At 70.2% G+C, this 11459-nt stretch carries 7 protein-coding genes and 1 pseudogene; 2 read left to right on the top strand and 6 right to left on the bottom strand.

The features are described from left to right. Positions 1–106 precede the first annotated feature (106 nt). Positions 107–2050 (bottom strand): DNA topoisomerase (ATP-hydrolyzing) subunit B, encoded by a 1944-nt coding sequence (gene gyrB / locus ACZ6QQ_RS00980; protein WP_465873243.1) that lies wholly within the window; start codon positions 2048–2050, stop codon positions 107–109. Positions 2051–2546: 496 nt separating this feature from the next. Between gyrB and ACZ6QQ_RS00975 the strand changes: the two genes are divergently transcribed. Continuing rightward, positions 2547–3101 carry a hypothetical protein gene (locus tag ACZ6QQ_RS00975; RefSeq protein WP_465873241.1) on the top strand — a complete coding sequence of 185 codons (555 nt, stop codon included), beginning with the start codon at positions 2547–2549 and terminating at the stop codon, positions 3099–3101. Between the two features lie 205 nt (positions 3102–3306). Further along, positions 3307–4458: pseudogene (locus ACZ6QQ_RS00970) on the top strand (MFS transporter); the annotation flags it as partial. 142 nt (positions 4459–4600) lie between these two features. Here ACZ6QQ_RS00970 and ACZ6QQ_RS00965 read toward each other — a convergent pair. The 5 genes from ACZ6QQ_RS00965 to dnaA form a co-directional block, all read right to left on the bottom strand. Then, positions 4601–5323 (bottom strand): DciA family protein, encoded by a 723-nt coding sequence (locus tag ACZ6QQ_RS00965; RefSeq protein ID WP_465873240.1) that lies wholly within the window; start codon positions 5321–5323, stop codon positions 4601–4603. Next, entirely contained in the window at positions 5298–6431 is a 1134-nt protein-coding gene (gene recF / locus ACZ6QQ_RS00960; protein WP_465873239.1) for a DNA replication/repair protein RecF, read from the bottom strand. Before recF ends, ACZ6QQ_RS00965 begins: the two co-directional genes overlap by 26 nt. Before the next feature lie 5 nt (positions 6432–6436). Beyond that, positions 6437–7309 (bottom strand): phosphogluconate dehydrogenase (NAD(+)-dependent, decarboxylating), encoded by an 873-nt coding sequence (gene gnd, locus ACZ6QQ_RS00955; protein WP_465873237.1) that lies wholly within the window; start codon positions 7307–7309, stop codon positions 6437–6439. Between the two features lie 39 nt (positions 7310–7348). After that, complete coding sequence (gene dnaN, locus ACZ6QQ_RS00950; RefSeq protein ID WP_465873236.1) at positions 7349–8482, bottom strand: DNA polymerase III subunit beta; 1134 nt, start codon at positions 8480–8482, stop codon at positions 7349–7351. A gap of 963 nt (positions 8483–9445) precedes the next feature. Then, on the bottom strand, positions 9446–11431 hold the full coding sequence (gene dnaA / locus ACZ6QQ_RS00945; protein WP_465873235.1) for a chromosomal replication initiator protein DnaA: 1986 nt from the start codon (positions 11429–11431) through the stop codon (positions 9446–9448). Positions 11432–11459 lie beyond the last annotated feature (28 nt).

The raw sequence follows: 11459 nt of genomic DNA, 5'->3' as shown, positions 1-11459 counted from the left end.
ATGTGGATTCAAGTCTCCATACACCCACCGGTCACCCTGATGTCCACCGTCGGTCACCCGGAAACCAGGACACAACCGGGAAGACCCCGATGTACGGGGTCAGACCCTAAATGTCAAGGAACCGGACATCCTTCGCATTTCGCTGGATGAACGACCGTCGTGCCTCCACGTCCTCACCCATCAGGACGCTGAACAACTCGTCAGCGGTTGCAGCGTCGTCGAGCGTGACCTGACGCAGCGTACGCGTTGCCGGGTTCATCGTGGTCTCCCAGAGTTCCGGGTAGTTCATCTCGCCCAGACCCTTGAACCGCTGGATGTCGTCCGGCCGCGCGTTGGGCTTCTTCTGCTGCCGCAGCGCGATCAGCCCGTCCCGTTCCCGGTCGGAGTAGGCGTACTGGGCGTCGTCGCCCTTCTTGTTCCACTTGATCTTGTAGAGCGGCGGGGCGGCCAGGTAGACGTGCCCCATCTCGACCAGCGGCCGCATGAAGCGGAACAGCAGCGTCAGCAGCAGGGTCTGGATGTGCTGGCCGTCCACGTCCGCGTCGGCCATCAGCACGACCTTGTGGTAGCGCAGCTTCTCCATGTCGAAGTCGTCGTGGATGCCAGTGCCCAGCGCCGTGATCAGCGCCTGGACCTCGTTGTTCTTCAGCACCCGGTCGATCCGGGCCTTCTCCACGTTGAGGATCTTGCCGCGGATCGGCAGGATCGCCTGGGTACGCGGATCGCGCCCCTGCTTGGCCGAACCACCGGCGGAGTCACCCTCGACGATGAACACCTCGGACTCGCGCGGGTCGGTCGACTGGCAGTCGGCCAGCTTGCCCGGCATCGAGCCGGACTCCAGCAGCGACTTGCGCCGGGCCAGCTTGCGCGCCTGCTGCGCGGCGATCCGGGCCCGCGACGCCTGGGTCGCCTTGGTGATGATCAGCTTGGCCTCGGCCGGGTTGCGCTCGAACCAGTCCACCAGCCACTCGTTGCAGACCCGCAGCACGAAGCTCTTCACCGGGGTGTTGCCCAGCTTGGTCTTGGTCTGCCCCTCGAACTGCGGGTTCGACAGCTTGACCGAGATGATCGCGGCCAGCCCCTCGCGTACGTCCTCGCCGGAGAGCTTCTCGTCACCCTTGAGGAACTTCTTCTCCAGGCCGTACTTGTTGACCACACCGGTCAACGCGGCCCGGAAGCCCTCCTCGTGGGTACCGCCCTCGTGGGTGTTGATCGTGTTGGCGAAGGTGTAGACCGACTCGCCGTAGGACTCGTTCCACTGCATGGCGATCTCGACCGACATGCCCTCTTCCTCGGCCCCGAACTCGACCACCGTCTTGTGGATCGGGCTCTTCGAGGCGTTCAGGTGCCGGACGAAGTCGGAGATACCGCCCTTGTAGCAGAAGGTCACCTCACGCGGCTTGCCGTCGTCCTCCTGGACCCGCTCGTCGCGCAGCTGGATGGTCAGGCCCCGGTTGAGGAACGCCATCTCCTGGAGCCGGCGGTAGATGGTCTCGAAGGTGAACTCGATCGTCTCGAAGATCGTCGGGTCCGGCCAGAACGCCACCGAGGAGCCGGTGAGGTTGGTGCTCTCACCCTTCTCCAGCGGCGTCGGCTTGGAGTTGTGGTACTGCTGCCGCCAGACGAAGCCGTCCTTGTGGATCTCCAGCGCCATCCGGACGGAGAGCGCGTTGACCACCGAGACACCCACGCCGTGCAGACCACCGGAGACCGCGTACGCCTTGCCGTCGAACTTGCCGCCCGCGTGCAGGATGGTCAGCGCCACCTCGACGCCCGGCTTTTTCAGCGTGGGGTGGAGGTCGACCGGGAAACCACGGCCGTTGTCGACCACCCGCACGCCGCCGTCGGCGAGCAGCGTCACCTCGATGGTGTCGCAGTATCCGGCGAGGGCCTCGTCGACCGCGTTGTCGACGACCTCCCAGACCAGGTGGTGCAGACCGCGCTCGCCGGTCGATCCGATGTACATACCGGGCCGCTTGCGAACCGCCTCCAGGCCCTCGAGCACCTGGATCGACCCGGCACCGTATTCCTGCTTGTCCTGCGTTGCCACCTTGGCCACTTTCTCGCACCATCCGGGCACCAGGGCGCGGCGGGCGCGGGTTTGGCGGGCACGCGACTCAGCGCACAGGCCGGCACCACGATTGATCTGCGGATACGGCCGAAAGCGCCGGTCGCCGCGGATGCCCGCGGATCGCGATCGGCTCAGACCCGGTGCGGACTGGTGGCCCAGGCCGCTCTGGCCCGCGTCGTCGCTCCACACCGTGTCCTCGTCTCGATGTCAATCCTACTGTGCCGAGACGACAGAACCAGTACGCGGCACCCCTGCGGACCCACCTCAGACCTCCGTAGCCGGCCGCACCCCGCCTACCGCGACCTCCCCCACACGCCAGCGGTCGGATCAAGGCCGCTCCGCGCCGCCGCGCTCGACCCGCAGCCGGATCTTGGGCGCGGGGGTCGCGCGAACGGCTCGCCGTGCCGTAACTTTGCGTCGCTGTCGCCGCGCCTCGGACGGCCGGTTCGGTACGTGCTCAGGAAGGTGACGCCCGATGGGGCTGGACAACGTCGCGGTGCATTGGCCGCGTACCGGCCGCTTCTACGATCCGGTGGCCCCGGCCGATTTCGTCGACTTCGGCGACCTCGCCGACGCCCCCGAGGTGGCCGCCCCGACCGCCGCCCTGGCCGGGCACATCGCCAAGACCGGAACGGTACGCGCGACCGCGTACACCGAGCTTGTCGATCTTCTGCTCGGACTCAACGGTGTGCTGTACGCCACAGAGGCCGCGGCCGAGGACGAGGACCCGGTGATCGATCCGGACGGCTGCGCCTGGATCGCCGGCGGCCTCGAACGCTTCGTCGACGGCCACCGCCGGTACGGCGATCTGGTGACCTTCGACACGGTCGGTGCGGTGCTTCGGTCGGCGCTGGCCGACGGGCGGCTCGCCGAGCAGCAGTTGCGCTGGCTGGACGGCCGGCTCGACGCCCTGCGCGACGAGTCCGGCGCGGCCCCGCAGTGGAGCTTCGTCCGGTCCGAGCTGAGCGTGCTCGCCGGCTTCTACCGGCGCTGCGCCGACCGCGGCTTCGCCGTGTACGCCGACTCCTGAGCCCTACCCCGACTCCTGAGCCACCGCGCCCCGGTCCGCGTTCGCCCAGGTCGGCGCGGGCCTCCACGGGGCATGAACTCCATCACTGGAAGTAAACGATCCGCTACCTCCTGAGTCAGGATTGCGCGTTGTCGCCGAGAGCCGGCGACAGTTCGGATCTGGTGCGCGTCCGTCGCCGCCGTTCGAGGGGGGTCGGCTCGCGGCCATGCGCGCCACATTCGCTGCTCTGCGCCACCGCAACTACCGCATCTGGGCCGGTGCCGGCTTCGTGTCGATCATCGGCACCTGGATGCAGGTACTCGGCATCAACTGGTTCGTGCTCCAGGCGACCGGTTCGGTGACCTCGATGGGCTGGGCGGTGCTGCTCCAGGCCGTACCGACCCTGCTGCTCAGCACCTGGGGCGGGGCGCTCGCCGACCGGCTGCCGGCCCGGCCGCTGCTGATCGGCACCCAGATCATGCACACCGCGCTCGCCCTGGGTCTGGCGACCGTGGCCTGGTCGCACACCGGCGGACTACCGGTCATCTACGCGATCTCGCTGGTCAGCGGCGCGGTCTCGGCCGTCGAGGGGCCGGTGATGGGCCGCTGGGGCTCCACCCTGGTCGACCGCGCCACCCTCGGCAACGCCCTCGCGCTCGGCTCGCTGACCAACTCGGCCGGCCGGATCCTGGGCATGAGCGTCGGTGCCGTGGTGGTCGCCGCCGCCGGCCCCGCCCCGCTGTTCGCCATCAACGCCGTCAGCTTCGCCGCCGTGGTGCTCGCCCTGCTCGCCATCCGGCAACGGGACCTGCACACCCCCGAACCGCGGTCGCCCGACATCGCGGCACCGGCCGACACCGGGGGCGTACGGGCCGGCTTCGCGTACCTGCGCGGGCAGCCGCTGGTGCTGACCATGCTCGCGCTCGCCTTCGTGCTCGGCAGCCTCGGGCGCAACTACCAGGTGACCATGGCCGCCATGAGCGACGGTCCACTCGGTGCCGGCGCCTCCGGCTACGGCATGCTCTCGACCGTCTTCGCCGTCGGCACCGTGGTCGGTGCGCTGGTCGCCGCCCAGCGACGCGAACTCGGCTACGGCATCCTGATCGGCGCCGGGGTGCTCGCCAGCCTGCTGCAGATCCTCGCCGGCCTGGCACCCGGCACCTGGACCTTCGCCGCGTTCATCCTGCCGATCGCGGCGACCGCCGTCATCATCGACACCACCGTCGGCACCCGGGCCCAACTCGACACCGACGGCATCATGCGGGGCCGGGTGCTGGCCGCGGTCGGCGTCACCGGTGCCATCTCCGCCGCCGTCGGGGCACCGCTGCTCGGCTGGCTCTCCGAACACGTCGGGCCACGCCAGACACTGGTACTGGCCGGGGCGGTCGCGGCGGTCGCCTCGGTGGCGGCCGGGCTGGCGCTCGCCCGGCAACGGGACCGGACCGTACCGGTCGCGTCGAGCCCACCGGCGGCGGTGACCATCGGTCGGGCGGCCGCCCGGCGGCGCGGCGCGGCGGCGGTCAGCCGTATGTGTCCCGTGGGCCACGCCCCCGTACCCGTCGCGGCCCACGCGACCACGACGGTGCCGTCGGCCCGTGGATATGCAGCTTCCGGACCACGTTATGGCCGACCTCGCCGGCGATCCGCTTCAGCAGCGAGCCGGCCAGCAACCGGAGCTGGGTCGCCCACGCCGTCGACTCCGCCTCCACCGTCAGCTCGCCGTTCTCCAGCTTGATCGGACGGCTGTGCTTGGCCACGTCCGGGCCGACGACCTTCTCCCACGCGCCGAAGACCGTCGCCTCCGCCGTGGGCTGCTGCCAGCCACGGGCCTTGACCAACCGGGCCAGCACCGTACCGAGAAGTTGCGGGTCGCGCGGGTCCGGGCCCGGCCCCGAGTAACCCCGCAGCCGCCGTCGGGGTTGCCCGTCGCGGCCCAGGCCCCGGTCGTCGCCGGTCACCCCGTCGGCGTCCGCGCCGATCCGGCGCGCACGCGGAGCCCGGTTCGTCTCCCGGCGGGCCCGCGCCGCATCGAGTACGGCCCGAGCCAACTCCGGCCCACTCTGCCCGGCCACCTCGGCAGGACCGGCCGCGTCAACGGGACGGGGCGCGTCAACGGGACGGGGCGCGGGGCCCCCGGCGGCAGTGGTCCTGGCCGGAGTCGACCTCGTTGCCGGTTTCGCCTTCGGCGCGGTCCCCGGAGCAGGGTCCGGTTTCGGGTCAGCCGGCACGTCGGACCGTCCCATCGGTCACCGCGTACCTGGATCCCCGCAGCAGGCTCGGCACGTCGTCGTCGACCGCGCAGGTGACCAGCAACTGACTGGCCCCGCCGACGAGTTCGGCCAGCCGCTCGCGCCGTCCGGCGTCCAACTCGGCGAACACGTCGTCCAGCGCCAGCACCGGCTCGATGCCGTCCGCCCGCAACAGGTCGTACGCGGCCAGCCGCAGCGCCAACGCGTACGACCAGGACTCGCCGTGGCTGGCGTACCCCTTGGCCGGTAGTGGGCCGAGGGTGAGAGTCAACTCGTCCCGGTGCGGGCCGACCAGGGTGACCCCCCGCTCCACCTCGCCGGGTCGGGACTCGGCCAGCGCGGCCGCCAACGCCGCCTCCAGCGTCGACCGGTCCGGCACCGGATCGGTCAGCTCGACCGAGGGCCGGTACGCGATCCCGGCCGCCCCGCGACCGGCGGCCACCGCGTCGTACGCCTTGGTGACGTGCGGCGCCAGGGTGGCGACCAGATCGAGCCGACCCGCGAGCAGTTCCGCGCCGTGCCGGGCGAGTTGGGCGTCCCAGACGTCGAGGGTGGAGAGGTCCCCGCCCCGCGACCCGCCGGTCTTACGGGCCAGGTACGACGTCCGCAGCAACGCGTTGCGCTGCTTGACCACCCGCTCGTAGTCGGCCCGGACCCCGGCGTACCGGGGCTGCCGGAGCACCAGCAGGTCGTCCAGGTAGCGCCGCCGCTCCGCCGGGTCGCCCCGGACCAGTTCCAGATCCTCCGGCGCGAAGAGCACCAGCCGCAGGGCACCGAGCACGTCCCGGGCCCGCCGGACCGGCGAGCGCCCCAACCGGGCCCGGTTGGCCTTGCCCGGAACGATCTCCAGCTCGACCAGCAGCTCCCGACCGTCGTGCACGATGGCGCAGCGGAGCACTGCGGCACCCGCGCCGACCCGGACCAGCGGGGCGTCCGTGGCGACCCGGTGACTGGCCAGGGTCGCCACGTAGCCCAGTGCCTCGATGAGGTTCGTCTTGCCCACCCCGTTGGGGCCGACGAAGACGTTCCCGCCCGGCTCCAGATCCAACTCGACCCGCTCGTACGAACGGAAGTCGACCAGTTCGAGCCGGCGGACGTACACGGACGCTAGCTCTTGTGGATGGCGTGGCCGCCGAACTGGTTGCGCAGGGCGGCCACCGCCTTGATCGCGGGCGAGTCGTCCTGGCGGGACACGAAGCGGGCGAACAGCGACGCGGTGATCACGTTGAGCGGGACCCCGAGCCGGATCGCCTCCTCGACGGTCCACCGTCCCTCGCCGGTGTCCTCGGCGTAGCCCCGCAGGTGGGCCAGCTCCGGATCCTCGTCGAGTGCCCGGTCGAGCAGGTCGAGCAGCCAGGAGCGGACCACGGTGCCCTCACGCCAGGACTTGATCACGCCCGGCACGTTGGTGACCAGTTCGGAGGCGGACATCAGCTCGTAGCCCTCGGCGTACGCGTGCATCAGGCCGTACTCGATGCCGTTGTGCACCATCTTGCTGTAGTGACCGGCGCCGACCGGGCCGGCGTGCACGAAGCCGAACTCGCCGGCCGGCTTGAGCGCCTCGAAGATCGGCATCAACCGGTCGACATGTTCCTGCGCGCCGCCGACCATCAGCCCGTAGCCGTTCTGCCGGCCCCAGACGCCGCCGGAGACGCCGACGTCGACGTAGCCGATACCGAACCGGTCGAGCTTCTCCGCGCGCGGGGCGTCGTCGCTGAACCGCGAGTTGCCGCCGTCGACCACGATGTCGCCCGCGGCCAGCACCCCGGACAGTTCGTCGATCGTGGCCTCGGTCACCGCAGCCGGGACCATCACCCAGACCACCCGGGGGGCGGCCAGTTTCTCGGCCAGCTCTGCCAGACCGGCGACATCGGTGACCCCGGGGTCACGGTCGAAACCGACCACCTCGTGTCCGGCGGCGCGCAACCGTTCGCGCATGTTGCCGCCCATCCGACCGAGCCCTACCAGGCCGATTTGCATTTCCGTGTCCCCTTATGAGTTACGTTCTACCGTTCCCGGTCAGCGAGTGACCCGGATCGGCATGATCAAATAGCGATAGCCGGGGATGACCTCCCCGTCGTCTCCCGAAGGAGAGATCACCGCAGGTTTGAAAGCGTCGACGAAGGAGAACACCGCCGTCGCCGCACCCAGGTTCTGCAGCCCGTCGATCAGGTAGCCGGGGTTGAAGCCGATGGTCAGTGGCTCACCGGTGAAGGTCGCCTCCATCGCCTCGCTCGCCCGCGCGTCCTCGGTGCCGCCGGCCTCGACCACCAGGCCGTCCGAGCTGAAGCTCAGCAGCACCGGCGTGGTCCGCTCGGCCACCAGCGACACGCGCTTGACGACCTCGATCAGCCCGCTCACCGCGACCCGCGCCTCGGCGTTGTGGCTGCTCGGGAAGAGCGACCGGACCGGCGGGTAGTTGGCGCCGTCGAGCAGCCGGCTGGTGGTCCGCCGGGTGCCACCGGCGAAGCCGATCATCCCCTCGCCGGCCGCGCCCTGGGCCAGCGCCATGGTCACCTGGCCGCCGATCGGGCCGAGCGTCTTCGCGGTGTCGTGCAGCGTCTTGGCCGGCACCAGCGCGTTGAGGCTGATCTCCGGGTCGTCCGGCTGCCACTGCATCTCGCGCAGCGCGAGCCGGTAACGGTCGGTCGCCAGCATCGCCAGCGTGCTGCCGTTGAGCTCGATCCGTACGCCGGTCATCATCGGCAGCGTCTCGTCCCGGCCGGCGGCGATCGCGACCTGGCTGACCGCCGCGGCGAACGCGGCGGCGTCGATGGTGCCGGCGCTGGCGGGCATCTCCGGCAGCGTGGGGTAGTCCTCGACCGGCATCGTCGGCAGCGTGAACCGGGCGCTGCCGCAGACCAGTTCCAGGTGCGAGCCGACGGCGGCGATGTCCACCGGCTTGGCCGGCAGCGCCTTGGTGATCTCGGCGAGCAGCCGGCCGGAGACGAGGGCCGCCCCATCGGCGTCGGCCTGCACGTCCACCGTCACCTGGCTGGACACCTCGTAGTCAAAGCCGGACACGTGCAGGCTGCCCTCGGCAACCCGCAGCATCACACCGGCGAGCACCGGGACCGACGGCCGGTTCGGCAGACTCTTGGCCGTCCAGGCCACGGCGTCGGCGAGCGCGTCGCGCTCCACTCGGAACTTCATGCCATTGCCTCCGCGTCGACGTCAGCGACCACTGTCTCATGCCGGGTGTTGCCTGCCCGCCCGGCCAACCGTGCGGATCCCCATCGCACCTTAGGCCGCGATGTCATCGGCTGTGCGTCCGACCCCGGTGGTTCCGGGGTCGATGCCGGGCTCTGGTGCGGTCGAGAAGCTGAATCCACAGAATGCCCAACGGTGATGATTGGTTTTTGTTGTCTTAGAGATAAAACTCATCGTCTTCATCGGTGTTGTGCAAACTGTGGATGGGCGGCGTTTGGCCTGGCCAGAGGATTATCCACCGGTGGGTTAGCTGGGGAAAACCTGGGGTAAAACCCGGCCCGCGATCCACAGCCCGGCGCTCGTCCTCAGTTGTCCACGGTTGTCCACCGGTTGTCCACCGGTTCTCCCCAGGGTTTCTCCCCAGGGTTGGGGACAGCCGAATCCTCATCGATCGTCACCGTCCCCAGAACCTTCAACAGCCGATCCACAGGCTTCGGGAAACCGTGGATAACTCGACTACGGAGCGTGTCTGTCCACAGCGGTTTCCCCAGAAGTTGTCCACAGGTTGTGGACGACGGGGAGGGCCGGCACTACCGGTTGTCCACCGTCGGTGGATAACAAGGTGTGGACAACTTCCGCCCGTCCACCGCCGGATCGTCGTCGGCGGGCGTGACGAGCCGGCCGTACGGGGTCGGGCGAGTCGGTCGGGGCCGCCGTGCGACACGATCCAGGCCCGTCTCGTCGGCGGCGTACACCCCGGAAGACCGAGCCGTACGCGGCCGGGCGGGCTCGGTGGCGATATAAGCGTGGCGATCCGCACCCGGTGGCGTACCCGCCCGAGGGACGAGCGCACGGCGGACCACCCACCTGTCGTGGGGTCGGTCACGCGGTCCTACGGGGTCGGTCAGCCTCCGGCGACGCGCGCTACACCCGTCCAGGCATCTGCCGTGGGTACGCCGGACGCGCTCAGGTGCTCTGCTTGATCCGGTTCGTCAGCTCGGCGATCTGGTTGTAGAGCGAACGCCGCTCGGCCATCTGCTGGCGAATCTTGCGGTCGGCGTGCATCACCGTGGTGTGGTCCCGGCCACCGAAGGCCTGACCGATCCGGGGCAGCGACAGCTCGGTCAGTTCGCGACACAGGTACATGGCCACCTGGCGGGCGTTGACCAGCACCCGGGACCGGGACTGACCGCGCAGGTCCTCCAGGCTCACCCCGAAGTAGTCGGCGGTGGACACCATGATCTGGTCGGCGTTGATCTCCGGGCCGGATCCGTCCGGGATGAAGTCCCGCAGGACCTCCTCGGCCAGCGACAGCTCGACCGTGGCCCGGGTCAGGCTGGCGAACGCGGTCACCCGGATCAGGGCGCCCTCAAGCTCCCGGATCGAGTTCGAGACCCGCGACGCGATGAACTCCAGTACGTCCGGCGGGGCGTACATCCGCTCCTGGGCGGCCTTCTTCTGGAGGATCGCGATCCGCGTCTCCAGGTCCGGCGGCTGGATGTCGGCGAGCAGGCCCCACTCGAACCGGGTCCGCATCCGGTCCTCCAGGGTGGCCAGGTCCCGGGGCGAGCGGTCGGAGCTGATCACGATCTGCTTGTTCGCGTTGTGCAGCGTGTTGAAGGTGTGGAAGAACTCCTCCTGGGTCCGCTCGCGGTTCTCCAGGAACTGGATGTCGTCGATCAACAGGATGTCGACGTCGCGGTAGCGGCGCTGGAACGCGCTGGTCTTGTCGTCGCGCAGGGAGTTGATGAAGTCGTTGGTGAACTCTTCGGTGGAGACGTACCGCACCGAGCGGGCGTTGCCCAGCGTCGTGGCGTAGTGCCCGATGGCGTGCAACAGGTGGGTCTTGCCCAGCCCCGAGCTGCCGTAGATGAACAGCGGGTTGTACGCCTTGGCCGGCGACTCGGCGACCGCGACGGACGCGGCGTGGGCGAACCGGTTCGACGAACCGATGACGAAGGTCTCGAACATGTACTTCGGGTTCAGCCGGTTGCCACCGGAGCTTCCGCTGTCCATGCCACCGCCGAGTCGGCGGTCGTCCCGGACCCCCGGCCGGTGGTCGATCGGCGCGCTGCCCCGGCCGGGTCCGCTGTCCGTGCCGTTGTCGCGGGGCAGGACCCGCGGTCCGGAGTCACCGATCGAGTCGTCCCGGTAGCGGTGCTCCAGCTGCCGGGGGTCGAGGCCGTGCGGACCGCCCGCGTTCCGGTCGACACCCCGGTCGTCGAGGTTGCGCCGTTCCTGGTGCGGGGTCGGGGGCCGGCCCGGATCGGGATAGGAGCCGTCCTGGTAGGCCGGATCGGGGTACGCCTGCTCGGAGTAGCCCGAGTGGTCCGGGTAGCCGGGCCCGAACAGCGTGTCCTGACCGCCGTCGCGACTGCTCGGGATCAGGCCGATCCGGGGTGGCTCGACCGGGGCGGCGGGGTACTGGGCGGAGCCGGTGGGCACCCGGTCGATCGGGCCGGTGTCGCGGGGGCTCTCCGGCGGTGGGCCGTAGCTACCCGGGAGGGGCGCCGGGGCGTACCCGCTCGGGGGCGGGTTCGGGGTGCCGCTGCCGTACAGGGTGCCGGTCGGCCGTCCCTGCCCGTCCTCGGGCGGTCGGACCGTGACCGCGACCTGGATGGCCCGGCCGAGGTGGCGGGAGAGCGCGTCGGTGATGGCCGGGCGGAGCCGGGACTCGATGACGTCGCGGGTGAACGCGTCCGGTACCGAGAGCAGTGCCGTGTCCTCGACGATGGCGCGCAGGCGGGTGAGTCGGAGGTACGCGCGCTGTTGCGCCGAGATAATTTCGTCGGCAAGATCATCGGTTGCGGCCAGCCACACCGCGGCAAGGTCGATCGTGTCGGCCACCGTCGCGCCACCCCCATCGCCTCTGCGTCCCCGGTCGCCGCTGCTGTCTTGCCAGTCGACGCGTTCCGGGCCTGCTACCGCTCTCGAACAGGCACGACATGGCATGCCCGGCGGTTGACCGCACCGTCGTCCA

Source organism: Micromonospora sp. NPDC049529 (assembly GCF_055586685.1).
The sequence above is the reverse complement of the archived record's forward strand: the minus strand, read 5'-3'. Positions and strand labels throughout refer to the sequence as shown.

Bases quoted from the DNA above. Each gene is read 5' to 3' on its own strand.
- ACZ6QQ_RS00975 (WP_465873241.1), top strand. From the start codon at position 2,547: ATGGGGCTGGACAACGTCGCGGTGCATTGGCCGCGTACCGGCCGCTTC.
- ACZ6QQ_RS00965 (WP_465873240.1), bottom strand. From the start codon at position 5,323: ATGGGACGGTCCGACGTGCCGGCTGACCCGAAACCGGACCCTGCTCCG.
- gnd (WP_465873237.1), bottom strand. From the start codon at position 7,309: ATGCAAATCGGCCTGGTAGGGCTCGGTCGGATGGGCGGCAACATGCGC.
- dnaN (WP_465873236.1), bottom strand. From the start codon at position 8,482: ATGAAGTTCCGAGTGGAGCGCGACGCGCTCGCCGACGCCGTGGCCTGG.
- dnaA (WP_465873235.1), bottom strand. From the start codon at position 11,431: ATGCCATGTCGTGCCTGTTCGAGAGCGGTAGCAGGCCCGGAACGCGTC.